The following is a 23,348-nucleotide window of genomic DNA, read 5'->3' as shown; positions in this document are numbered from 1 at the left end:
AGGGAGGCATATGTTGTCCAAGTCATGGAAGACCCGTACTGGTGCCGCTGCGGCACTGGCGCTTGCCTGCTGGACCGCCAGTGCCGCGGCCGAAGCCACGGCAGCCACGACACCCACCATCAAACCGGACAGCGCCGAAGCTGCTGACCCGGGATCGGGATCCTCCGGCTGGCGGGCTTTGATTGTCACGGTGAAATACACCTGCGACAAAGATGCAGCCGACACGGTCGTGGTCGCCGCCGAGTCCGCCGATGACGAGTATATAAGCGGCGTGGATCGCGTGGCGGCCAAGTGTGACGGTAAGGAACAGACTGTCAAGGTCAAGCTGCCCACCGACGACCCCATGGGTAGGGGGTGGGATCCTGCCTCGAAGGTCAAGGCTGCCGCGGCCTTATTCAAGGACAAAGAGAAAGTGGCCGGGGAACAGGCGACCCTCACGATCGAAAAGCCAGAAGAGTAGACAGAGGTGCAGCTGGTCCGGCGATGCGACGGCCGCATCACCGGACCAGTTGCGGCGTCTACCAGCGGATGCATCTTCGCCGCGGGCGCGGGCTCGAGACCGACCTCACGCGCCTAATTTCGGCACCGGACGTTGAGCGTCTGGGCGGAGTCACCATGGGGGCACTCAACACCAGGTCAGGGCTGGTGTCGCGCGTAGGGCGGGGCCGACGAGGCGCGCTTGCCGTCGGGCAAGCGGTGCCCACGGTGACGGCGATGCCAGGAGAGCGAGTTGAGCCGCGGGTTCGCGCGGCATTCCAAATGTCACCTTTGCACCCCGGCTCGGCACAATGCGGCCATATTCATCGCTGCGCACAATGTGCATGAATATTGAATCCCGGGCTTAACTGGTTTATAGAATGGCTAATTTCCCGGCCTCCTGCGGGCAATTTACCCTACACTTTCGGCTGGGAAGTGGGAATTCGATCGGGCAAGTGAGACCGACTCGTTACCGATCGAAAGTCGGGCAGCGCCTTTCCATTATGGAGTCATAACAACTCATTCCGAGTGCCGAGGTACGCCTGTGCCCACCTCCCGGCGGCCATTTCGGCCTATCGATCGATCAGCACGACCGACGAAGAAAGTTGCCTTACATTGAGATGGACAAATCCATGCCGCAGCGGCGGTTGGATATTTCCGAGTGCAGTCACCACCCTCGTCATCGCGACCGCCATCGGCATGGCGGTGACCATCGGCCCGGTCAGCGCCGAACCCACCGCCGACGGCCTGGACGACGCGATCAGCGACAGCCTCGCGACGCAGCAGATCGAACCCGCCACCGACGAGCCGCCGGTCATCGACCGCATGCGCAGCGACGGTGAATGGGTCTTCGGCGCCGCGACCGTCCCGGAGGACAGCGAGAGCGAGGAGACACCGAAATCGTCGCTGTATGTGGCGAAGCTGGACGACGACGGGGACTGGCAGGTCGCGCTGGAAGGCACCCCCGAGTTCGGCCACATGGTCAGTGACGCACCGGAATCGGTGGTCAGCGGCAGCGAGAAGGCGGCACTTACCGCGCCACAACCACGTTCGGGAAACAGTGCGCTCTCGCTCCCGTGGAAAGAGGGCCAAGCCTGGTTCATGGGCGGTGGGCCGCACGGTATCAGCGGCTCCAGTCGACCGTACAACTCACTGGACTTCAATGGCGGCGACGGCCGGGTTGTGGCGCCCGCATCCGGCCACGTCTACAAGACCTGTGTCCGCAACGGCAGTGCCGAGGTGAAACTGGTCCACAACAATGGTTTCACCACCACCTACTACCACATGACCGACATCATCGGCGCCGCCGACGGCACCGAGATCGCGGCGGGAACTTACCTGGGCCGGGCCAGTACTCAGCTGCCGTGCGGCGGCTTCGCCAGCGGCGCGCATGTGCACATGTCGCTCTATCAGGGCAAGCAGCCGGTGCCCGTCGACGGTGTGACCATCGGCGGCTGGACCTTCCACGAGGGGCCGAACGCCTACGGCGGATTCGCCGAGCGCAATGGTCAGCAGGTGCGGGCCGGCGGCAGGCTGATGAACTACGGCGGCGGTGACAACTCGAACCCACCGAAGCCGCCCACTCCGACGGACCCCAAGCCGCCGACGCCGACCGACCCGAAGCCGCCGACGGACCCGAAGCCGCCGACGGACCCGAAGCCACCGACCACGACGAACCCGAAGCCACCGAACCCCACCCAGGCCAAGGGCACCGTCCGTCCACATCCCGACCGGAATCGGAACGTCAACCTGCGGTCCGGTCCGGGAACGTGGAATTCGGTCGTCGGCGCGGCCCGCAATGGTGATGTCCTGACCATCGTCTGCACGGCGCGCGGTGAGTGGCTCAATGGCAAGTGGGGCGCCACCGACCTGTGGAACAAACTCGACAATGGAAAATGGATCAGCGACGGCTTCCTCGACACCGGAAGCAATGGACCGGTAGCGCCCGCATGTCAGCAGAATGGTCCCCCGAATTCCGCCGACCCAGGCCGCGGTTCGGACAGTGAAATTCCCGACAACGAAGGCACCGAAGGTGAATGGACAGAGAACGACGAAGCCGAGGGCGAATGGTCGGACAGTGAGTGGCCCGACGATGAATGGTCGGACGATGAATGGTCCGAGGAAGAATGGCTGGAAGACGGCTGGTAGCTAGCCGTTTCAGCAGGCCAGCTCGGTGCGGCGCGGAGTGCGGGTCGGCGCGGTAGCGCGTACCGCGGCGGCGATCGCGACCACCGGTGGTATCCAGCGGGACTCGCTGGGGGAGATCTCCCAGCAGGCCGAGCCGTTCGCCAGTCTGGTCGGCGGCAGGGGGATGCTCGCGCCGCCGGTGTGCACGGTCGCGCCCGCGCCGCGCAGCGCCGCTATCGCCATTTCCGCCTTGGTGAGGCCGCGGACCAGGTGGATCTCGCGGCGCTGGGTGCCCGGAATGGCGATGATCGGACCGGACAGGTTGTTCGCTCGGAGGAATCGGCGCACGCCGGCGGCGAGCGCGCCGGTGAGTTCGACGGCCGCGACCTGCTCGTCGGTGATCAGGCAAGTGCCATTGGCTGTTTCGGCGACCGTCCACCCGCGGCTGCGGTAGTCCTGCATAGCATCGGGTGTTGCCGTAGCGCCGGAACTCGGGTACGTCGCGGGCACTGCCTTCTCCTTTCACCAGGTAGTTCGAGATGTCGCGGTCGGTGCGGCCGGTTCCGATCGCCACCGCGAGCCCGACCGCACCTCCGCACCCGTCAGCAAAGCCGTTGCCGCTAAGCGTTTCCCTACAGAATGCTTGTGGTCATGAACCGCACCAGTGATTCTGCTTGGTTCTCGCAGCAGGGACATCGCCCCGCGGGCGCTTCCCCTGTCATCCTTTGGTCGGACCTATCCGCACCGGAGTCATCCCCGGTCGGTACCCCGACCCTGAGGCGTACCGCCGTTCGACGGAGCCGCCGAGACTGTTCGGTGCGGGCTCGCCGCTGACCGCGCACGTATTCTGCGACTGTGACAAGTCAGTCGGCGCATCCGTCCACCCGGTGGCGTGTGGCGTTGCTGACCTGCGGCGTGCTGCTGGCGGCGGGTGGCGCGGGCACGCGGCCGTTCAGCGCGGCGGCGGCAATGCTGGTGCTGGTCGCTGCCGTCGCGGTCTCGGTGCGTGCGATCCGGCCGCGCCCGGCGCGGTCACCCGGCACGCCCCGGGTGCGGCGTGGCATCGCGCTCTGGACGGCGCTGCTGCTCGCGATCGCCGCGTGGGAAGCGTATGCCTATGTGCGTCAACCAGATTGGCTGCACCCCAGCACCGACCACCCGACCCTGTCGACATTGCTGGACCCGGCATTGGAGCAAGGTCCGCTGCGATTCGCGGGCTGGCTGGTCTGGCTGGGCGTCGGCTGGTGGCTGGTGTCGCGATGAGCGACCGTGCGGTGATCATTATCGGGTTCGCCGTGCTGCTGGCTGCCGTACTCGGCGCGCTGATGGTGGCGCGGCTGCGCCGCGCCTCGGTCGCGTCCTTGGCGGATACAGTCGCCTATGCGATGAGTTACCGAGCCGTGCGGATCGTCGCCGTGCTGGGCTGGGCCTGGCTCGGCTGGCACTTCCTGGCGCGGTAGGGCCCGCGACTACCGTGCATTCCTGGCTAGGCTGGGTCCGGCAGTGCGGTCCTGGCTCGGCCGCGGGTGAGCAGCCAGCCGACGGCGGTGGCAATCGGGAACATCAACACGCCGTAAACCGCTGCGGGAACAGCCATTTCGGTGCTGTCCAGGACGCTGATGGCGATCGTGATGGCGATGGTGCTGTTGTGGATTCCGATCTCCATCGAGCAGGCGATCGCCTGGCGGTCCTCGACGCCGAGGCGGCGCGGGACGAAGTAGCCCGCGGACAAGCTGAGCACGCAGAACAGCACGGTGACGGGGCCGACGTCGATGAGATAGTCGATGATGTTGGAACGTTCGGCGATCATCGTTCCCACGATCACCAGCACCAGCGTCAGCGCCGACCCGATGCGCACCGGCCGGTCCATTCGGTCGGCGAACTCGGCCGACAACCGCCGCACCGCCATCCCGATCGCGACGGGGATCAGCACGATCGCGAATACCTGAACCACCTTGCCGAACTGCAAGCCGACCGCGCCGGAGCCGTGCTCGGGTTCGAAGTAGTCGATGGCGAAGTTGGTCACCAAAGGAAGCGTCACTGCGGCGATGACCGAATTGACCGCGGTGAGTGAGACATTCAGCGCGACATCGCCACGGAACAGGTGGCTGAACAGATTAGCCGTCGTGCCGCCCGGTGAGGCGGCGAGCAGCATCATCCCGACCGCGAGCAGCGGTGGCAGGTCGAACAACAGCACCAGACCGAAGGCGACGGCGGGCAACAGCAGCAGCTGACACGCCAGCGCGATCGCGACGGTTTTGGGGGTTCGGGCGATGCGAGTGAAGTCCGCCACCGTCAGAGACAGCCCGAGCCCGAACATTATAACGGCCAAAGCCAATGGTAGAGCGACCGATACAAGCGGAGAATCCATAAAACTTCCTTCAAACTTTCGGCCGCGCCTATGCGCATGGTGCGAACAGCTTAGACGGTTCCCGCGCCGCGCATCGGCAACTCGGCGGTTGTGCGTCCGCGCAGGTCGGGGCCTCGCGGTGGGGGTCGCGTAGCGATTCGGGTCGGCCATCGATGCGGTGCCGCTTTCCGGTGGTCGAGTCCGGGTCGACGCTTTCTGGTCCGGGTCGTGCGACCCGTGTTAGCGTTCGCCTCGAAGCGCGAACTTCGTGGGTAATTCGCCTGTCGCACAGGCTAATTCGGCATGTCCCGGCTACTCGGCCGGGTGGCGCACCGCGTGAGCTGCCATCACTCTCGAATCGACCGGAATCAGCGTAGGAGAATTTTCGATGATCGTTCTGGGTTACAACGGTTTCACCCACAGCAGTGAGATCAGGATTTCTGATCACGGTAGCCAAGATATCGACAGATATAACGTGCTCGGCCATGACGCCGCGGTCTCCGTCACCATCGACGGCACCGTTGTCGCGGCCGTCGAGGAAGAACGGCTCAACCGCGAGAAGAAGACGTCACAATTCCCGACCAACGCCATCGACTGGTGTCTGCGCAAGAGCGGGATCGAGCTGAAGGATGTCGACTACTTCGCCTTCCCGTGGGCGGTCACCGACGAGGTGATCAAATCCATTGTGCTGGATATCTTCACCCTCGCACCGACTCCGACGATGGCCTTCGGGATGACGGCGGAAATCGGTGAGCTCTACACCAAGCTGCTCACGCACGAGGCGATTGCTCAGGATTTCCGGGAGCGCACCGGCTTCGACATCCCCGCGGAGAAGCTGATCCTCGTTCCGCACCACCTGGCGCACTTGATGTGCGGCTACCAGATCCGCGGCGGCGGCGACTCCGCCTTCTTCATCAGCGACGGCCGTGGTGAACGGGAATCGGCGATCGCCGGGCAGATCGTGGGTGGAAAGATCACCCTCTTCGATCAGATGACAATGACAAGCACCAACTCCGTTGGGCTCTTCTACAACAACATCACCCGCTATCTCGGCTTCCTGCCCAACAACGACGAGTACAAGGTCATGGGCCTGTCGGCGTACTGCCAGACGCCGACCGACAAGAGCATTATCGACCGGTTCATTTCCCTCCAGGACGACGGCCGGATCGAATTCACCGTCACCACCGATAATGCGCGGGGCGAACACCCTTATCGCGACTTCTTCGACGATATTTTCGGTGGTAACGACGGCAACCGGGAATCATTCGAATTCCGTGCCAGGGTCGCTCGTGCCGCGCAGGATGTCACCGAGATCGCCACCGCCCACCAGGTCGCGGCCCTGTCGAAGTTGACCGAACTCTCGAATCTGATCATCGAGGGTGGCGTCGCCCTGAACTGCGTGAACAACACGAAGCTGTTGGAGAACAGCAGTTTCGACAGCGTGGATGTGAGCTTCGGCGCCAGCGACACCGGCCTCGCGATCGGCGCCGCGGCATTCGTCGGAAACCAGTACGGCGGCGTGCGGCCCACTCCCACCGGCACCTACCTCGGCCCGGACTACACCCACGAGGAAATGCTGGCGGCGACCCACTCGTACGCGGACCGCATCACCGTCAAGGAGCTGGCTGCGGGCGAGGTCCCGGCCAAGACCGCGGAATTGCTGGCGGAGAAGGTGGTCATCGGCTGGTTCCAGGGAGCCGCCGAATACGGCCCCCGGGCACTGGGCGCGCGCAGTATCTTGGCGAACCCGATGTTCGAGGACATCAAGGACATCATCAATATCCGGGTCAAGCACCGTGAGCCGTTCCGCCCATTCGCCCCGATGGTGCTGGAATCGACCGCCGAGAAGCTTTTCGAAATGGGCAAGCTGCCGACGTCGCCCTACATGACGTTCGTGGTTCCGGTCCGGGAAGAATTCCAGGACAAGATTCCGGGTGCCTGCCATGTCGACGGCACCTCGCGGGTCCAGACGGTGTCCGATGCGCAGAACCCGATTGTTGCCGAGCTGCTGCGGGAGGTCGAGAAGACCACCGGCGTCGCGTGCGTGATCAACACATCGTTCAATGTCGCGGGCGAGCCGATTGTCTGCTCGCCGACCGACGCCATCGAATGCTTCCTCGGCACCGAGATCGATTATCTGGTCCTCGGCCGTTTGCTGATTCAGAAGACGGCGAGCTGAACGTGCGCCGGGCATGCCCGGGTGAATGTCACCCTGGCATGCCCGGTATGGCGAGTGTCGAATATCCGTCAAGACGCCAGCTGCGCGCGCATGCTGGCTTCCATGCGGTCGGCAATGGTGTCGACCGCGGACAGCCCGGCCAGCTCGCGCCGCAGGTCTTGCGCCCTGGTGCGGTAAGACGCGGTGCCGAGCACCTTGTCGACGGCCTTGCGGATCGCCTTCGGCTTCGGCGACCCGGTACGCAGATTGATCCCGGTTCCCGACCAGGCCACCAAAGCGGCCGCGTCCTGTTTGCCCTCACTGTCGCCGCCGACGATCAACGGCACACCGTGCGACAGCGCGTAATGCAGTCCGCCGTAGCCGCCATTACTGACCATCACGTCGACCTTCGGCAGCAGGTACGCATACGGAATGAACTCCGCGACACGGGCATTGGCGGGAACGTCGCCCGTCAACTGCTTTCCGCCGGTCGTCGCGACGGTGATGACGTCCGCGTCGGCGAGTGCGTGCAGCGTCGGCAGCAGCAGCCGCGAGTGGTCGCTGTTGTCGATCGTCCCCTGCGTCACCAGCACCACCGGCTTACCGGAATCCAGATCCGCCCACCAGGCCGGCGGTTCGAAGGTGGCCGGCGGTGGCGGCAGGACGGGACCGACGAAGCTCACCAGCCCCGGCCGCAGATCGCTGCGCGGAAACTCGAACGACGGGCAGGTCAGCTGCAGGATGCCATCGGTGAGGGTGGTCCCGTCCATGAAGTACCCCGGCAGTTCGGCGCCAGAGGCCTCGCGCAGCCGATCGGCGAACACCCGGTGGCACGGCGCGAATATCACCTTGCGAACCAGCATTTCGAGCACCGCATTGCGAATCCTCCCGAAGACATTCGGGATCGGTTGCAGGCCGAGTCCGATCGGCGGGGTATCGCGGCTGGACACATACATCGGCACCACACCCGCGGTGAACACCGCGGGTCGTTCCGACTTGGGTTGTAGCGCCAGCGGGAGCACGCCACAGAACGCCGAGTCGACGAGTACCGCGTCGACCCGGCTCTTCGCCAGCAGTGACTGCAGTGCTCGATACTGATGCGGCATCGGGTTGGAGAAGAGGTTGTCGATGTCGAAACGCAGCTTCGCCAAGCCCTTCTTGGTCGTCCGTTCCGGAAAGGCGGCGTCGAGATCGCTCGCGTCGAAGTCGCATTCGGCGGGCATCACCACATGCTCCAGACCCGCGGCGGCGACCTGTTCCGCGAACCGGCTGCCTGTCAATACCTGCACGCGATGACCACGCCGGACGAGCTCGGTTCCGACCGGCAATAGTGGTGCCAAATGCCCGATAATCGGCGAACTACTCAGAATGAAATGTCCCATTGCCGAAGGATACGCACGGATATCGCGTCGAGGCAGCGGACAATTCGACGGAGCGACCCCGGCGAAATGTCGGCAGCGTAACGCAAAGACGTCGGTCGGATACGCTGGGCACCCACCCGCGGATAGCGGCCTATCATTGGGTCGGTGTTATAAGCCGTCCGCTTGCAGTTAGGGTCATCCTATGTCCAGTGGTTCCAGGCGCGCCTACCGAACCGGGCTGTCTCCCGGCGTGATCATCGATGCCGCCCTGGCCCTGACGGTCGAGCGCGGACTCGACGCCTGGAGCATGCGGGACCTCGCGGCCCGCCTGGACACCTCGCTGTCGGTGATCTACCACCACGTCGGCGACCGGGATCGAGTGTGTGCTGCCGTCGTCGACCGGGTCTACGCGGGCATGGACCTGAACATCGATGAAATGGATTGGCGGAAACTACTTTACGGTGTGCTGTCCGCGATGATCGATCATCTGGCGCACTATCCCGGCGTCGCCGCGTGGCTGCTGCGCAACGGTCCGCAGACCGAGGAACTGGTGCCGGTCCTCGACGCCGGTGTGGCGCGGATGCTCGACGCGGGCTGGGGTGAGGAATCGGCCACCGCCTACTCCGTCGCGTTCAACACCTGCCTCGGCCTGATCGCCCTCGGTGACCAGCAGGTGAGCGGCACCGATCCCGGCTTGGCCGGCCTGCTGCACCTGCTGGAGACGTATCCGTCGGCCGGCTCCGGCGCCAAGCAGATGCAGCAGATGGTCGCCCGGTTCACCACCGACGACGAGGGGCTTGCCGCCACCCGCCGCGACTACTGCCTGTACGCGCTCGACCGCGTGCTCGACGGCCTGGAAGCCCGGCTGAACCAGCTGACGAACAGGACGACCACAGCGCGGTAAGGCGTTGTCGCGGTGGCCGCTTGCGGATTCTCCGCGGGCGGCGGCGGTCCATCGGCCCGGACCCCTTGGGCGAACAAAATAATCGCCGTACGATCCGAACCGGATTCCACGCATTGTCGTGACCGAGCGGATTCTGCGCGTAGCCGGACAACTACTCGGTGGCACATGCCCTTCGCGACGGCATACGCAGCAGCAGATGAGGAATTAGGGTGAGTCGTGCGTTATCGAATTTCTGCCAGGAATAGGAACAGGTGAACCATGGCGATTCACGCAATTGCCCCTTATCCGATTCCCGAAGAGCAGCGGCTGCCGGTGAACAGCATGCCGTGGCAGTTGGATCCCGGACGGTGCGCGCTGCTTATCCATGATATGCAACGCTATTTTCTGGATCCTTTCGCGGATTCGAAATGGGCGCTTATCGAGCGCATCGCGCTGTTGCGCAAAACCTGCGAGGCTGCGGGCATACCGGTGATCTTCACGGTGCAGCCAGGGCACCAGGATCGGTCGGAGCGCGGGTTGTTGTTCGATCTGTGGGGCTCGGGTCCGGACGCACGCGTCGACATCCCCGCCGAACTGGATCCGGCCGGCGCGATGATTCTCACCAAACGCCGGTACAGTGCCTTTCACCGGACCGAGCTGCTGGATCTGCTCGGCGAACACCGGCGCGATCAGTTGCTCGTCTGTGGTGTGTACGCCCACATTGGTTGCCTCGCAACGGTTCTCGACGCTTTCATGAATGACATCCAGGCCTTCGCGGTCGCCGACGCCATGGGTGACTTCTCGCTGCGCCACCACATGACCGCGCTCGAGCACATCGCCACCCGCTGCGGTGTGGTGATCACCTCGGCCGCGGTGCGGCAGGCGCTGGAGCGCACGCCATGACCGAGTCCGATTCGCGGGGCCTCACGGGCCGGGTCGCCGTGGTGACCGGCGCGGCACGCGGCATCGGTGCGGCCGTGGCGGCCGCGCTGAGCGAGGAGGGCGCCGTGGTAGCGGCGCTGGACCGGGACGAGGCCGAGCTCGAAGCGATGGCCGGTCGGGTCGGCTCGGGGGTTTACCCCTATCGCCTCGATGTCGCCGACGAGGCCGAGGTCGAGGCAGTCGGCGCGAAGATCGAGTCCGATATCGGCCCGGTCGCGGTGCTGGTGAATGTCGCGGGCGTGCTGCGCACGGGCGAGGTCACCGAGCTGACGACCGAGGACTGGGCGGCGACGTTCGCGGCGAACACCTCTGGGGTCTTCCACCTGTGCCGGTTCGCGGCACGCACCATGCGCAGCCGGCGCGCCGGTGCGATCGTGACCGTCGGCTCCAACGCCGCCGAGACGCCGCGCGTCGGGATGGCGGCGTACGCCGCGTCCAAGGCGGCGGCCACCCAGTTCACCAAGTGTCTCGGGCTCGAACTCGCGCCGTACAACGTCCGCTGCAACGTGGTGTCGCCGGGTTCGACCAATACCGCCATGCAGCACGCCCTGTGGCAGAGCCCGGACGGATACGCCAAAGCCGTTGCCGGCGACCTGGAATCGTTCCGCACCGGGATCCCGTTGGGCCGGATCGCCGAACCCGAGGACGTCGCGCGGCTGGTCACCTTCCTGGTCTCCGACCACGCGCGGCACATCACCATGCAGAACATCTACGTCGACGGCGGCGGTTCGCTGCGTTGACGCCGAGCCTGATTCGAGGCCGACATGACGCCCTCTCAATTCACCCCCTGGCCACCCGAATTCGCCGCGCGCTACCGCGCCGCGGGGCTCTGGACCGGCACCACCTTCGGTCGCATGCTGGCCGACTCCGCTGTGCTGCACGGCGATCGCACGGCGCTCGTCGACGCCACCGGCAGTTGGACCTATCGGCGCCTCGACGCTGACGCGCACCGGCTGGCCAGTGGCTTCTCGGGGCTCGGCATCCGGCGTGGCGACCGCGTGGTGGTGCAGCTGCCGAACGTCGCCGAGTTCGTCATCGCCTGCTTCGCGTTGTTCCGGATCGGCGCCATCCCGGTCATGGCGCAGCCGACCCATCGCGAGCACGAGATCTCACACGTGTGCGCACACAGTGAGGCGGTGGCGCACATCATCCCGGACCGGCACTTCGGGTTCGATTTCCGGGAGCTGAGCGCCCGGATCAGGGCCCGATGCCCGAGTCTGCGGCACACCATCGTGCACGGGGACGCCGGTGCCGACGTCGCCCTCGCCGATCTGTTCGCGGAACCGGTGCCGATGCCGGATCCCGACCCGGGGGACATCGCGCTGTTGCAGCTTTCCGGCGGCACCACCGCGGTATCGAAGCTGATCCCGCGGACGCACGACGACTACGCCTACAGCGTGCGCGCGAGTCTGGATTTCTGCCCGCTCGGCGTCGACGACGCGTACCTGACGGTGCTGCCGGTGGCGCACAATTTTCCGCTCAGCTCGCCGGGCATCCTCGGCGCGCTCTACGCGGGAGCGACGGTCGTGCTGTCCCCGAGCCCCAGCGTGGACGACGCCTTCGCGCTGATCGAGCGGCACCGGGTGACCGTCACCGCGGTGGTTCCGCCGATCGCGATGCTGTGGCTCGGCGCCGCGGCCACCACCGAGTACGACCTGTCCAGCCTGCGGGTTCTGCAAGTCGGTGGCGCGCGGCTCAAGCCAGCGGTCGCCGTGCAGGTGCAGACGGTATTCGGCTGCCGTCTCCAGCAGGTGTTCGGGATGGCGGAGGGACTGGTGAACTACACCCGCCTGGACGATCCCGACGAGATCGTCACCGAAACGCAGGGGCGGCCCATGTCGCCGATGGACGAGGTGCGCGTCGTCGACGACGACGATCAGCCGGTGCCCACCGGGACACCGGGGCACCTGCTGACCCGCGGTCCTTACACCATTCGCGGATATTTCCTGGCACCGGAACACAACGCTCGCGCCTTCACGTCGGACGGCTTCTATCGCACCGGCGACATCGTGCGCCTGCTGCCGTCCGGGAACCTGGTCGTGGTCGACCGAGCGAAGGACGTGGTTAACCGCGGCGGCGAAAAGGTGGCCAGCGAAGAGGTGGAAGAGCAACTGGCCGCCCACCCCGGTGTGCGTGACGTTGCGATTGTCGGCGAACCCGACGACGTGGTCGGCGAGCGGGTATGCGCGTTCATCGTTCCGCACGCCGAGCCGCCCAAGCCGAAAGAACTGAAATCCTTTCTGCGCGACCGAGGATTGGCCGCGTACAAGATCCCCGAGCGGTACGAGTTCATCGACTCGCTACCGCTCACGGCGGTCGGGAAGGTGAGCAAGAAGGCTTTACGACAACGGCTTACGACTGGGTGACAGTCCGCGTTCGGCATTGCGGCGGTCGGTTCCATGGGTAGAATCAGAAAATTGGAACACTGATCTAAACTGACCGTTAGGGGGCCCATGAGTACAGCGGTTCTGGATTCGGTACCGACCGAGGACGCGCGGCCGAAAGAGCCGAGCGGACTGGGTGTGCTCCTCGCGCCTGTGAAGTTCCGGCTGGCGGTGGCGGCCGCGTTACAGCTGGTCGGGGCGCTGGTCGGGCTCGCGCCGTACATCGCGGTGGTCGAGATCGCCCGGGAATTCCTCGGCAACGACCGGGTGGATCGCGGCGCGGTCTGGCTGTGGGTCGTGGTGGCGGCCGTCGGCTTCCTCGTCCGCATGGTGTGTGCGGCCATTGCCTACACGATCAGTCATATCGCCGATGCCGACGTCGGTTTGCAGATTCGCCGCCGGATGGCCGAGCGGTTGGGCAGGGTTCCGCTCGGCTGGTTCACCGACCGCAGTTCCGGCCGGGTGAAGCGGGTGCTCTCCGACGATGTCGCCTCGGTCCATCACGCGGTCGCGCACGTGGTCAACGATGTGGTGGCCGCCGTCGTCACGCCCGTTGTCGCGCTGGCCTACCTGTTCGTGCTCGACTGGCGGCTCGCGCTGATCTGCCTTGCGCCACTTGTCCTCTGGTTCGGGCTGGTGGCCTACATGATGCGCGACGAAGAGGCCAGGATGGCGCGCTGGAGTGCCGAACTGGACAAGGTGAACACCGCCGTCGTCGAATTCGTCGACGGCATCGCGGTGGTGAAGGCGTTCGGCCAGGCGGGACGGGCGCAGGATCGGTATCGCAAGGCGGGCGACGATCTCGCGCGCTTCCTCGGCGAGTGGGCGGGCCCCATGCGCCGCCTGGATGCCATTGCCTCGCTGATCATCTCGCCCCCGGTGCTGCTGCTCGTAGCACTCGGCGGCGGGGTGTGGCTCGACGCCGATCCCGCCGAGGTCATCGCGTTCGTCATGCTGGCGGTCGGGCTCGGGGCGCCGGTACTGGCCCTCGGCTTCGGCGCCGCGGCGATGCAGGTGGCGACCGACGCCGCCAAACGGGTGGCCGAGCTGCTCGCGACCCCGGAGCTGAGTCGCACGTCCCAGACCAAGACACCCAAGGGTGCCCGCGTCGAGTTCGATGCCGTGCGTTTCTCCTACGACGGACGCACCACCGTGCTCGACGGCATCGACCTCGTGCTGGAGCCGGGCACGGTCACCGCACTCGTCGGTGCGTCCGGTTCGGGCAAGTCGACGCTGGGGCGACTGCTACCGCGCTTCTGGGACGTCGACGAGGGCGCCGTGCGCATCGGCGGCGTCGACGTGCGGGAGATGTCGGAGCGCGACCTCTACCGTCATGTCGGATTCGTCTTCCAGGAAACGTTGTTGCTGCGCACCAGTATTCGCGACAACATCGCCCTCGGCCGGCCCGAGGCCGACATCACCGAGATCGAGGCGGCGGCCAGGGCAGCGCAGATCCACGATCGCATCATGGCGCTGCCACGCGGTTACGACAGCGCGGTCGGCACCGACGCACATTTGTCCGGCGGTGAGGCGCAACGGATTTCGATCGCCCGCGCGATACTGGCCGATACCCCCGTCCTGGTACTGGACGAAGCGACGGCCTTCGCCGATCCGGAATCCGAAGCGGCGGTGCAGGATGCGCTGTCGCAGCTGACCACCGGCCGGACCCTGCTGGTGATCGCCCACCGACTGCACACGATCCGCGGCGCCGACCGCATCGTGACGCTCTCGGGCGGCCGGATCGTCGCGGCGGGACGCCATGATGACCTGATCGCGGCCGGTGGCGCGTACGCACGCATGTGGGACGCGCAGTCGGCCGTTCGGGAGGAAACAGCATGATTCGCAAGCTATTTCGTATCGTAGATCCGGATGACCGACCGCGGTTCGTGCGCTGGATCGGCCTGATCGCCGCCTTCTCGGTGCTACAGGGCATCTGCGTTTTGCTCGTGGTTCCCGTGCTGCGCCCGCTGCTCGAGGGCGATCGGGACGCCGCGGTGCCGTGGCTCACCGCGCTCGCGGTGGCCACGGTCGCGACCTGTGCGGTGTTCTACGCGCAGGCGATGCACGGCCAGCAGATCGCCGACGATCTGCTGCTCGGCATGCACCACCGGGTCGGTGACCATCTGGCCCGGCTGCCGCTGAGCTGGTTCGGCACCGACCGGACGGGTCGGCTCACGCAATCCATGTCGCAGGGAACGCAGAACATCATCGGCGTGCCTGCCCACCTGATGCAGCCGGTAGTCAGTGGTGCGCTGACACCGGCCGTGGTAGCCATCGGCATGTTCGTATTCGATTGGCGACTCGGTGCGGCACTACTCGTTTCGGGCTTGGTGCTGCTCGCCACGCACAACTGGGCGCAGACCGCCATCGCCCGGAGTTTCGGTGCGATCGATCGAGCCGCTGTCGAGTCGGCGAGCCGGGTGGTCGAATTCGCCCAGTGTCAGCCGGTGCTGCGGGCATTCGGTCGCACGGGTGCGGACAACGTGCTGCTCGACGATGCCCTCACCGGACAGCGTCGCGCCTATGACGAAATGAATCGCAACGCCGTCTCCGCACTGATGGCGTTCTCCGTCGTCGTGCAGGCCGCCTTCGTCGCGCTGATCGCCATCGGGGTGGCGCTGGCGTTGGGCGGCTCGCTCGACGCCGCCGAACTGATCGCGCTGCTGGTGCTGGTCACCCGCTTCGTCGGTCCATTGATCGAGATCGTGGATCATGCGGCCGCGTTGCGGATGGCGTCCGAGGACATCGACCGGATCGACGAGGTGCTCGCCGTCGAGCCGCTGCCGGAGGGCGCCACGGTGCATCCGACCACCTCCGGCGGGGTCAGCTTCAAGAATGTGGCCTTCGGATACGGCGATCGGCAGGTGCTGCGGGACGTCAGCTTCGAAGCGAAGCCGGGCACGCTGACCGCGATCGTCGGGCCGTCGGGTGCGGGTAAGACGACGCTGCTGCGGTTGGCGGCGCGCTTCTGGGACGTCGATGCGGGCGTGGTTCAGGTCGGCGGTACCGATGTGCGCGAGCTCGCCACCGAGGCGTTGATGAACCAGCTGGCCATGGTGTTCCAGGACGTGTACTTGTTCGACGACACCATCGAGGCAAACATCCGGCTGGGCCGGCCGGATGCCTCGCTGGACGAAATCCGCGACGCCGCCAGGCTGGCGCGGGTCGACGAGATCGTCGACCGGCTGCCCGACGGCTGGAACACCCGCGTCGGCGAGGGCGGGGTCAGCCTGTCCGGCGGTGAGCGCCAACGGGTTTCGATTGCCAGGGCGCTGGTCAAGCAGGCGCCGATCGTGCTGCTCGACGAGGCGACGGCGGCACTCGATCCGGACAACGAGGCGGCGGTTTCCGCGGCGATGCGCGCACTCGCCGAGCAGCGGACGCTGCTCGTCGTCGCGCACCGCCTGCCCACCGTCGCGTCGGCCGATCAGATCCTGGTGCTCGACGAGGGGCGGATCGTGCAGAGCGGCACGCACGACGAGCTGATCGACGCACCCGGCCGCTATCAGGACTTCTGGCGGGAACGGGAAAGAGCGAAGGGTTGGCGGTTGACAGTATGAAGCCCAATTACGGCCTGCTTGCGGCACTGTACGTAAGTCAGTATTTAGGATTTTCCTTCTTCGGTGTCGGGCTGGTCGCCATCCTGCGGGATCGCGGGGCTTCGCTCGACGAGATCGCGACGCTCGAGTCGCTGCTGCTGATCTGGGTCGCCAAGCCGCTGTGGGCGCCGCTGGTCGACCGGATCGGCTCGTATCGCAGGTGGCTGCTCGTCCTGCAGCCGCTGCTCGCCGGCGTGCTGCTGCTGGCGACGCCGCTGGATCCGGTGCGCGACCTCGGGTTGTTGATGGTGGTCGTCGGAGTGGTCGCGCTGCTGTCCGCCACCCAGGACATCGCGACCGACGCCATCGCGGTGCGGATGCTCGAATCGGAGCAGCGCGGTATCGGCAACGGCGTGCAGACCGCGGGCGGCTACCTCGGTGGCGTGCTCGGCGGTGGCCTGACCCTCGTCGTCTACGACCAGTTCGGTTGGGCGGCGGCCATTGTCACGCTCGCGGTGGCGACGGTGCTGCCGCTGCCGCAGATCCTGCGGTTCCGCGAACCCGCGGCCCGGCCGGTGGCTCGCCGGGCGAGTCTGCGTGCGGTGTTCCGCCGTCCGGGGATGCTGCGCTGGATTCTGCTGGTGCTGCCACCCTGTGTTGTCGGGCTGCACGGCAGCTATGCGTTGATCACGCCGATGCTCGTCGACCTCGGTTGGTCGCTGACCTCGGTCGGCATCACCACCAACGCACTCGGTGGGTTCGTCGGCATCTTCTTCGGTATCGCGGTGGGGGTGCTGGTTTCCCGCTTCCGGCGCCGCTCGATGCTGGTCTGGACGCAGTGCGCACAGGTCCCCGCGATCTTGCTGCTGGCCGTGGCCTGGTTCGTATCATCGTCGCCCGCGGTGCTCATCGCCGCGATGGCCGTGCAGGCCGCGATGGCGGCGACCATCACCATCGTCTTCACCGTCACCATGGATCTGTGCGCGAAAGAAAGCGCGGCAACCGATTTCACGGTGGTCAGCAGTTTCGTGATGATGGTCGGCATCGTCGGAGGCATCATTCTGACCGCGCTCGCCGAGCCGCTGGGATACACCACCACGCTCGCCGGTGCGGCGGCCATCGCGCTCGTCGGAGTGGTCGTCGCGCTGCGGTACTACCAGGACAGCAGTCCCGATGCGGTGGCCGAGCCCGCGGTCGTGCGGCAGGTCTAGCGCCCGAGGTTCCGATCGGCGGCGACCCGGTCGCCGCCGATCGGCGTCAGCGCCTCGGGGTCGGGACCAGGAAGCGGACCACGCTGTCGAACTTCTCGCAGGTCTCCTCGAATTCGCGATCCGGGTCCGACTGCCCGACAATCCCGGCTCCGGCCTGCAGCCAGGTCGTGCCGTTCTCGCGATACACCCCGCGCAACACCAGTGCGGCATCCATCGTTCCGTCATAGCCAACGGTGAGCACCGATCCGCTGTACAACCTGCGCGGACCATCCTCGACGTCCCGAATGCATTGGTAAGCAGCGTCTTTCGGCACGCCCGAGGCGGTAACAGCGGGGAATACGGCACCGAACGCGTCCCACGCGGTGCGGCCGGGAGTGAGCAGACCGGTCACCCGGGAGCTGATGTGCTGGACCGATCCACGCTCGCGCACCACCATGAAGTCCTTGACCGCGATCGACTCCGGCGCGCAGGCGCGGCTGAGATCCTCGACCGCCACCTTGACCGAAATCGCGTGCTCGTAAACCTCTTTGGGATCGCTGAGCAGGTTCGCACGCAGTAACTCGTTGTGCGCGTTGTCATCGGCGTCGAGCGCTCGCGTGCCCGCGAGCGCGTGGGTGGCGGCCCGGCCGTCCGCGCCCACCCCGAGCACGATCTCCGGGCTGAACCCGGTCGCCTCGATGCCACCGAGCCGCAAGAGAAATGAGCGGGCGGGCGTATTGCCGCGTCGGCCCGCGAGGTAGGTGCCGACGAGATCGACCTCACCTTCGACGGTTATCCTGCGCGACAGAATGACCTTTTCCAGGGCGCCCTCGCTGATCATCTGGATCGCCCGTGCCACCTGGCGCCGGTATTCCGCTGCGCCCTGCTCACGGACTCGGATCGGCTCCGACGGTGCGCCGAAAGTCCCTGGCCGTCCGAGTACTGCCGCCACGGCGGCGTCAGCGGCGGCCGGATCTGTCGACCTGATGTGGGCGTATCCGTCGCGCAGCCGGACCTCGGTGCGGGGAATCACCAGATGCAGCACCCGGTGATCGTGGGTCAGCGTGCCGCGAGCCGCTTCGGGGAGCTCGAACGCGGCCCACCCGTACGCCCGCCACTGCGCAACACCCGCACTGTCCAGCAGCTCCTGGATGCGAGCCAGCGGTGCCTCATGCCATGGCAGTTCGGTCTGCCGTGGTCCGGTCAGTCTGATGCCGGTGCGATCGGCGACGACCTCGGCCAGCGCGCCACCGGCGAATGTCCATTCCTGGCCCGCCTCGTACACGACGAATTCGTCGTGTACCCCGGCCGAGGCCAAACGCGCCACCGCGGCCAGAGGTTCGTCCGGCAGTGAAATCGTCCGATCCAGGTAATTCGTAGAGAACGGTGGATTCACCATGATTCCCCATCTGCTCTGTGCTGTGCGCAGCCACGCGGTGACCTCTGTGATCGCGCCGTTGGCAGGCGTGTACAGAACCCTCGAGTCGGCGACGACGTGGGACGCCGAATCGAAATCCTATGGCGGGCAACGAGTTGGTCCAAGGGTCAGTCGGCTGGGCGAAGCCACCGCACGGCGTATCGCGGTCTTCGGCGACGCCGCCGCGGCGGGGACGACGGCTCACCCGGCGGATCCCGGTTGCCGCCGCGCACCGACGTTGTCGACCAAAAGTGCTGTTGCACAGTCGATCTCATCCATAATAGAGCCGTGATCGTGGACCGCTCGACTGGCTCCCGACCTTCGGACGCGGGAATGCCCGACTCGGCCGAGGTCGACAGCGCGATCTTGTCGCGGACGGCCGCGGATATTCCGCGGCCGACCGATCGGCCGGATCTGGTAAGCGCGGCCAGGGTCATGCTGCTCGGCCTCATCGAGGCGCGCCCCGGCGTTCAGGTGATGTACGTCCTCCGGTTCATCGTCGGCGGAATGCTGAGCCAGCCCGCTGATCTCGATATCGGGGTCGGCATCGGCTGCGCCGCGTGGTTCTGCGCGATCGCGTGCGCCTACATCTGGAACGGCTACTCCGACATCGTTGCCGACCGGATCAACGGATCGACCAGGCCGTTGGCCGCAGGCAGGCTGCGGCCCGCTGTCGCACTACGGATTGCGACCTCGCTCGCCGCCGTGAGTGTGCTCTCGAGCATCGCGTGTTCGATCAGCTTGCTGCTGCACACAATCGGCGCGCTGGTGCTGGGGTATGCCTACTCGTTCGGGCGGCACGCACTCAAACGCAGCCCGTACGGTGTCACCGTCACCGTTACGCTGATCGGCCTGCTGACCTTCGACGCGGGCCGGGTCGCGTTCGGCGGATCGGTGACGGTCGGATTCGTTGCCTTCGCGACGAGCATGGTGCTGTGGATGGTGGTCGGCGGCGTGGTCAAAGACCTGGATCACCTGCCAGGCGATATCGCTACCGGCCGTCGTCCGCTCTTCGCGCAGGTCGACTACCGGCACGGTTGCATCGGCGTCGGTGCGGTGGCCGTGCTGCCCGCGGCCTGCCTGGTGTCGGTCGCCGCGGCGACCCCGCTGCCCCTGCACGCCCCGGCGGGCGGGTTGATGGCCGGTGCACTCGTGCTGTGCCTGTGTCTGCGGCGCGGTTCGGGCGCGAATACCGCACGCGCGCGGCGGCGTCCGTACCGCACCTTCATGTACACCCAGTACCTCGTTCACCTGGGGTGCGTCGCCGAGTTTCGGTTGATCGTCTGAAAGACACCGGTTTCATGTCTGAAAGACACCAATTCTATTGTCCCGCAATGGTGATGCTGCGGCGGTATGATGGCATTACTTTCTGGGGGAGAGGTGGATGGAGTCGGAAGATCACCAACGTTTGCTCGTCGCCATCAGCGCTCGCGCTGATGCGATCGTCACTGGCTATATCGCGGAATTACAGGCCATCCGGAGTCCGCTCGCGCTCCCCGACGTGGTGGACGGTGTGGTAGAGCAAGCGCACTCGATCCTGCACAGTCTCGCCGAAGATCGTGCCGTCGAGGCCGTCGAGCTGAGCCGCCGAATCGGTCAAGCCAGGGCAGCTGCCCGCGTGCGTCCGGTGGATTCGATGCGCGCGGCCGCGGTGCTGTTCAATACCGCTCTTCCGGTGGTGCACGAAGTGCTCCGGGAGGCCGACGCCATGGACGACTTCGTCGAGGTCGTCGCCGAATTACACGACGCCATCTACGCCAGGGTGGTGGCCGCGGCTGTTCCGTATGTGAACTTCCTGCTCCGGCAGCTGTACGAATCGCACATCAACGAGCGGCGCCGGGTCGGTCGCGAATTGCACGACCGGGTGGCGCACGCGATCGCGGTCGGGCTACAGCAGCTGGATCTGCGGGAGATCGACCTCTCCCGGCGGGACAGCGTCAATGCGGACGAACGGCTCGAGACGCTGCGGGAATCACTGGTCGAAGCCCTCGTCATCGTCCGCGAACTGGCGGGTGTGCTGCGGCGTTCGCAGACGCCCGACGGGCTCGACGTCGCGCTCTATCGCTACGCCGACACGGTCGCCGCACTGGGGGTCGATATCCGGCTCAGCGTCGACGGCGATCTCGAGTCGATTGCCATCGAGGTCAGGGACGAGCTGTATTTCGTTGTCCGCGAAGCCATCCGCAACGCGGTGGCACATTCCTACACCTCGGAGATCCTCGCCCACGTCGGCATGTCGGACGGCATCTTCGAGGCGATCGTTGAGGATTTCGGCAACGGATTCGACGCGGAGAAACAGTTGCTCGACGAGCGCAGAGGTGGCAGCGGCTTGACGTCCATGCGAGAACGAATGGAGATTCTGGGGGGCACACTGAAAATTGTGAGTACGCCCGGTCTCGGTACACGAGTGACGGCTTCCGTTCGTTTGTAGTCCACAGTAAGGAGGAACGATGACCTCCGAGCGTTCCGAGCGATACCGGGTCGTCATTGCCGACGATCACACGCTGTTCCGGCAGGGTGTGTGCCAGATTCTCGCGGCCGAACCGGATTTCCACATCGTCGGCGACGGCGCGTCCGGCCACGATGCCGTCGCGCTGGCCGCCGAGCACCGGCCGGACGTCTTGCTGCTCGACGTGGAAATGCCGGGCGAGGGCGCGGTGACCACGATTCGGCAGATCCGGGGTGTCTCGCCGGATACCCGGGTGGTTGTGCTGTCCATGCATGCGAGTACCGATCTGGTGCAAGAGCTGACGTCCGTCGGCGCGTCCGCCTATATCGCGAAAACCTCTGGGCGAGAAGAGCTGTGTGCCGGTATCCGGTCGGTGGTCGGGGACGGCCAGATGGTGATGTGGTACGTGCCCCGATGGGCGATGCCCTCCGCGGGCGAGGCGGAAGGTCCCACATTGTCGTCCCGCGAATTGGAAATTCTCAAATTGGTAGCTCGCGCGTTCAGTAATTCTCAGATCGCCGCACAGCTATATGTCAGCGAAGCCACCGTCAAACGACATTTGACCCGTGTTTACGCAAAATTGCGAGCGCGCTCGCGCCTGGACGCCGTCCATCGCGCCGTCGCGCTCGGACTGCTTTCGTCGCCGGGTGGCCGTCGGCAATAGCCGCTGAATTCTCCTCGACTGCCCCGGCGCACAGTGCCGGTCGGCGGTCGATTCGGCATGCCCGCCGCCCCGCGATCGGTGCGGCGGCCGCGACCTGACCCGGTGCGCTCGCCGACGAGCGAGCCGATCGGTACCGGGTGCACGTTTTCCCCGGCTCTGCCGGAAAGCCCGCGCTCACCAGCAATTCGGCTCTGCTGCCAGTCCTAGCACGTCTGCGGAGCCGCCGTGGCGTTTAGCGAATCCATGGCCGATTCCGGTCAGCCGGTGAGCCGAAAGTAGTAACGGTGGATCACCTTATCGCTTGCCTTGTTGATCGACCGGGTGCACCCCTCCCATTACCTATTGCCCAATAGTTCGTCGGTTATGCATGCTGGCGCCTAGCTCAATCGAAATGGGCAACGCAGGAAGGATGGGGCCGGATATGGGTACGGTTACCAGCATCGATTCGACAAGCGTTCTCGCTGAGGGCGAAAGAATCGAAATTCCGATCACCGAGTTACTTTTCGGTGATTCGCCAAGAAAAGCCGAAAACGCCGCCCACATCCAGACCCTTGCCGCGGTGAAGGCCCCGCTCCCGCCGATCATCGTGCACCGGGCGTCGATGCGGGTGATCGATGGCGCACACCGCTTGCGGGCAGCCGAGCTGCGTGGCGACGACACCATCGAGGTCCAATTCTTCGACGGCGACGAGCGCGATGCCTTCGTGCTCGCGGTCCGGCTCAACAGCGCGCACGGCCTGCCGCTCACCCTGGCCGACCGCAAGGCCGCCGCCGCGCGAATCATCGAGTACCACCCGGAATGGTCCGATCGAGCGATCGCTGCGGTCGCGGGCATCTCGGACAAGACCGTCGCCTCGCTGCGCGGCGAGTCGGGCAACGTGCCGCCGTCCGAGCGACTCGGCCGCGATGGCCGGTATCACCCGCGCAACCGGGTCGACGGTCGCATCCGGGCGAGCGAGATCTTCGCCGAGAATCCCACGGCATCGGCTCGTGAAGTCGCGCGTGCGGCAGGCATCTCGGCCACCACCGCCAAGGATGTCCGGGCGCGGATGCGCCGCGGGGAGAATCCGGTGCCCTCGCAGCAACGTGCTCGCGCCGCGGTCGAGACCTCGGTCGCCCCCGTCCCGGTTCTGCCTACCGTCGATCGACGCGCGGTCGTGCGCCGGCTTCGGTCCGATCCATCGATACGTTTCTCCGAGTCCGGCCGCACCCTGCTGCGCTGGCTGGAGGCACCGGGCGCCGACGACACGGAATGGGATGCGGTCACTCGCAACATCCCCGGGCACTGCACCCGCGCCATCGTCGAGCTCGCCCGGCTGTGTGCCGCGGACTGGCAGCGGTTTGCCGAGGCGCTGGAAAGCCGCAGCGACCAAGCCTGTTGACGGTTCGACAACGATTTTTTTACTGG

General features: G+C 66.0%; 20 protein-coding genes. 16 read left to right on the top strand and 4 right to left on the bottom strand.

Features of this window, described 5'->3' with window-relative positions; translation table 11 throughout:
* The first annotated feature begins 10 nt into the window (after nucleotides 1-10).
* A complete protein-coding gene (locus KV110_RS35950) occupies nucleotides 11-460 on the top strand; it encodes a hypothetical protein (protein ID WP_218471591.1) in 450 nt (149 codons plus the stop codon).
* Between the two features lie 632 nt (nucleotides 461-1,092).
* Nucleotides 1,093-2,625, top strand: coding sequence for a M23 family metallopeptidase (locus KV110_RS35945; protein WP_218471590.1), 1,533 nt, complete (start codon nucleotides 1,093-1,095; stop codon nucleotides 2,623-2,625).
* A gap of 9 nt (nucleotides 2,626-2,634) precedes the next feature.
* On the opposite strand, the gene KV110_RS35940 is transcribed toward KV110_RS35945, so the two are convergent.
* Nucleotides 2,635-3,114 (bottom strand): hypothetical protein, encoded by a 480-nt coding sequence (locus tag KV110_RS35940; protein ID WP_218471589.1) that lies wholly within the window; start codon nucleotides 3,112-3,114, stop codon nucleotides 2,635-2,637.
* Between the two features lie 345 nt (nucleotides 3,115-3,459).
* Between KV110_RS35940 and KV110_RS35935 the strand changes: the two genes are divergently transcribed.
* Nucleotides 3,460-3,867, top strand: a complete 408-nt coding sequence (locus tag KV110_RS35935; protein ID WP_218471588.1) for a hypothetical protein — start codon at nucleotides 3,460-3,462, stop codon at nucleotides 3,865-3,867.
* Nucleotides 3,864-4,064, top strand: coding sequence for a DUF6186 family protein (locus KV110_RS35930; RefSeq protein WP_218471587.1), 201 nt, complete (start codon nucleotides 3,864-3,866; stop codon nucleotides 4,062-4,064). Before KV110_RS35935 ends, KV110_RS35930 begins: the two co-directional genes overlap by 4 nt.
* 26 nt (nucleotides 4,065-4,090) lie before the next feature.
* Here the strand turns inward: KV110_RS35930 and KV110_RS35925 are convergent, their stop codons facing one another.
* Nucleotides 4,091-4,975, bottom strand: coding sequence for a bile acid:sodium symporter family protein (locus KV110_RS35925; protein ID WP_218471586.1), 885 nt, complete (start codon nucleotides 4,973-4,975; stop codon nucleotides 4,091-4,093).
* 367 nt (nucleotides 4,976-5,342) lie between these two features.
* On the opposite strand from KV110_RS35925, the gene KV110_RS35920 reads away from it, so the two are divergent.
* On the top strand, nucleotides 5,343-7,133 hold the full coding sequence (locus KV110_RS35920) for a carbamoyltransferase family protein (protein WP_218471585.1): 1,791 nt from the start codon (nucleotides 5,343-5,345) through the stop codon (nucleotides 7,131-7,133).
* Nucleotides 7,134-7,201: 68 nt separating this feature from the next.
* Here the strand turns inward: KV110_RS35920 and KV110_RS35915 are convergent, their stop codons facing one another.
* A complete protein-coding gene (locus KV110_RS35915) occupies nucleotides 7,202-8,494 on the bottom strand; it encodes a glycosyltransferase (RefSeq protein ID WP_218471584.1) in 1,293 nt (430 codons plus the stop codon).
* Nucleotides 8,495-8,675: 181 nt separating this feature from the next.
* Between KV110_RS35915 and KV110_RS35910 the strand changes: the two genes are divergently transcribed.
* The 7 genes from KV110_RS35910 (at nucleotide 8,676) to KV110_RS35880 (ending at nucleotide 17,432) form a co-directional block, all read left to right on the top strand.
* A complete protein-coding gene (locus tag KV110_RS35910) occupies nucleotides 8,676-9,377 on the top strand; it encodes a TetR/AcrR family transcriptional regulator (protein WP_218471583.1) in 702 nt (233 codons plus the stop codon).
* A gap of 258 nt (nucleotides 9,378-9,635) precedes the next feature.
* Nucleotides 9,636-10,259, top strand: a complete 624-nt coding sequence (locus KV110_RS35905) for an isochorismatase family protein (RefSeq protein WP_218471582.1) — start codon at nucleotides 9,636-9,638, stop codon at nucleotides 10,257-10,259.
* A complete protein-coding gene (locus KV110_RS35900; protein WP_218471581.1) occupies nucleotides 10,256-11,038 on the top strand; it encodes a 2,3-dihydro-2,3-dihydroxybenzoate dehydrogenase in 783 nt (260 codons plus the stop codon). Before KV110_RS35905 ends, KV110_RS35900 begins: the two co-directional genes overlap by 4 nt.
* A gap of 24 nt (nucleotides 11,039-11,062) precedes the next feature.
* Nucleotides 11,063-12,664 carry a (2,3-dihydroxybenzoyl)adenylate synthase gene (locus KV110_RS35895; protein ID WP_218471580.1) on the top strand — a complete coding sequence of 534 codons (1,602 nt, stop codon included), beginning with the start codon at nucleotides 11,063-11,065 and terminating at the stop codon, nucleotides 12,662-12,664.
* An 87-nt stretch (nucleotides 12,665-12,751) separates the two neighbouring features.
* Nucleotides 12,752-14,521, top strand: coding sequence for an ABC transporter ATP-binding protein (locus KV110_RS35890; RefSeq protein ID WP_218471579.1), 1,770 nt, complete (start codon nucleotides 12,752-12,754; stop codon nucleotides 14,519-14,521).
* Nucleotides 14,518-16,242, top strand: a complete 1,725-nt coding sequence (locus KV110_RS35885) for an ABC transporter ATP-binding protein (RefSeq protein ID WP_218471578.1) — start codon at nucleotides 14,518-14,520, stop codon at nucleotides 16,240-16,242. The genes KV110_RS35890 and KV110_RS35885 overlap by 4 nt, the downstream gene beginning before the upstream one ends.
* Nucleotides 16,239-17,432 carry an MFS transporter gene (locus tag KV110_RS35880; RefSeq protein WP_218471577.1) on the top strand — a complete coding sequence of 398 codons (1,194 nt, stop codon included), beginning with the start codon at nucleotides 16,239-16,241 and terminating at the stop codon, nucleotides 17,430-17,432. Before KV110_RS35885 ends, KV110_RS35880 begins: the two co-directional genes overlap by 4 nt.
* A gap of 46 nt (nucleotides 17,433-17,478) precedes the next feature.
* Here KV110_RS35880 and KV110_RS35875 read toward each other — a convergent pair whose 3' ends face one another.
* The gene (locus KV110_RS35875; protein WP_218471576.1) at nucleotides 17,479-18,810 is read right to left on the bottom strand and encodes a salicylate synthase; all 1,332 of its coding nucleotides are present in this window, start codon (nucleotides 18,808-18,810) and stop codon (nucleotides 17,479-17,481) included.
* 351 nt (nucleotides 18,811-19,161) lie between these two features.
* Between KV110_RS35875 and KV110_RS35870 the strand changes: the two genes are divergently transcribed.
* From KV110_RS35870 to KV110_RS35855, 4 genes are all read left to right on the top strand, one after another.
* A complete protein-coding gene (locus KV110_RS35870; protein ID WP_218471575.1) occupies nucleotides 19,162-20,115 on the top strand; it encodes a UbiA family prenyltransferase in 954 nt (317 codons plus the stop codon).
* A gap of 97 nt (nucleotides 20,116-20,212) precedes the next feature.
* Entirely contained in the window at nucleotides 20,213-21,259 is a 1,047-nt protein-coding gene (locus KV110_RS35865; protein WP_218471574.1) for a sensor histidine kinase, read from the top strand.
* Between the two features lie 19 nt (nucleotides 21,260-21,278).
* Entirely contained in the window at nucleotides 21,279-21,941 is a 663-nt protein-coding gene (locus tag KV110_RS35860; RefSeq protein ID WP_218471573.1) for a response regulator, read from the top strand.
* A 421-nt stretch (nucleotides 21,942-22,362) separates the two neighbouring features.
* Nucleotides 22,363-23,322 carry a ParB/RepB/Spo0J family partition protein gene (locus KV110_RS35855; RefSeq protein ID WP_218471572.1) on the top strand — a complete coding sequence of 320 codons (960 nt, stop codon included), beginning with the start codon at nucleotides 22,363-22,365 and terminating at the stop codon, nucleotides 23,320-23,322.
* Nucleotides 23,323-23,348 lie beyond the last annotated feature (26 nt).

The sequence above is a fragment of the Nocardia iowensis genome (genome assembly GCF_019222765.1).
Lineage (GTDB): Bacteria > Actinomycetota > Actinomycetes > Mycobacteriales > Mycobacteriaceae > Nocardia > Nocardia iowensis.
This window is presented reverse-complemented; position numbering and strand designations above follow the sequence as displayed.

Coding starts and splice junctions, on each gene's coding strand:
- KV110_RS35880 (WP_218471577.1), top strand. CDS start 16,239: ATGAAGCCCAATTACGGCCTGCTTGCGGCACTGTACGTAAGTCAGTAT.
- KV110_RS35915 (WP_218471584.1), bottom strand. CDS start 8,494: ATGGGACATTTCATTCTGAGTAGTTCGCCGATTATCGGGCATTTGGCA.
- KV110_RS35860 (WP_218471573.1), top strand. CDS start 21,279: ATGACCTCCGAGCGTTCCGAGCGATACCGGGTCGTCATTGCCGACGAT.
- KV110_RS35875 (WP_218471576.1), bottom strand. CDS start 18,810: ATGGTGAATCCACCGTTCTCTACGAATTACCTGGATCGGACGATTTCA.
- KV110_RS35890 (WP_218471579.1), top strand. CDS start 12,752: ATGAGTACAGCGGTTCTGGATTCGGTACCGACCGAGGACGCGCGGCCG.
- KV110_RS35885 (WP_218471578.1), top strand. CDS start 14,518: ATGATTCGCAAGCTATTTCGTATCGTAGATCCGGATGACCGACCGCGG.
- KV110_RS35900 (WP_218471581.1), top strand. CDS start 10,256: ATGACCGAGTCCGATTCGCGGGGCCTCACGGGCCGGGTCGCCGTGGTG.
- KV110_RS35865 (WP_218471574.1), top strand. CDS start 20,213: ATGGAGTCGGAAGATCACCAACGTTTGCTCGTCGCCATCAGCGCTCGC.
- KV110_RS35855 (WP_218471572.1), top strand. CDS start 22,363: ATGGGTACGGTTACCAGCATCGATTCGACAAGCGTTCTCGCTGAGGGC.
- KV110_RS35910 (WP_218471583.1), top strand. CDS start 8,676: ATGTCCAGTGGTTCCAGGCGCGCCTACCGAACCGGGCTGTCTCCCGGC.
- KV110_RS35925 (WP_218471586.1), bottom strand. CDS start 4,975: ATGGATTCTCCGCTTGTATCGGTCGCTCTACCATTGGCTTTGGCCGTT.
- KV110_RS35950 (WP_218471591.1), top strand. CDS start 11: ATGTTGTCCAAGTCATGGAAGACCCGTACTGGTGCCGCTGCGGCACTG.
- KV110_RS35870 (WP_218471575.1), top strand. CDS start 19,162: ATGCCCGACTCGGCCGAGGTCGACAGCGCGATCTTGTCGCGGACGGCC.
- KV110_RS35930 (WP_218471587.1), top strand. CDS start 3,864: ATGAGCGACCGTGCGGTGATCATTATCGGGTTCGCCGTGCTGCTGGCT.
- KV110_RS35905 (WP_218471582.1), top strand. CDS start 9,636: ATGGCGATTCACGCAATTGCCCCTTATCCGATTCCCGAAGAGCAGCGG.
- KV110_RS35895 (WP_218471580.1), top strand. CDS start 11,063: ATGACGCCCTCTCAATTCACCCCCTGGCCACCCGAATTCGCCGCGCGC.
- KV110_RS35920 (WP_218471585.1), top strand. CDS start 5,343: ATGATCGTTCTGGGTTACAACGGTTTCACCCACAGCAGTGAGATCAGG.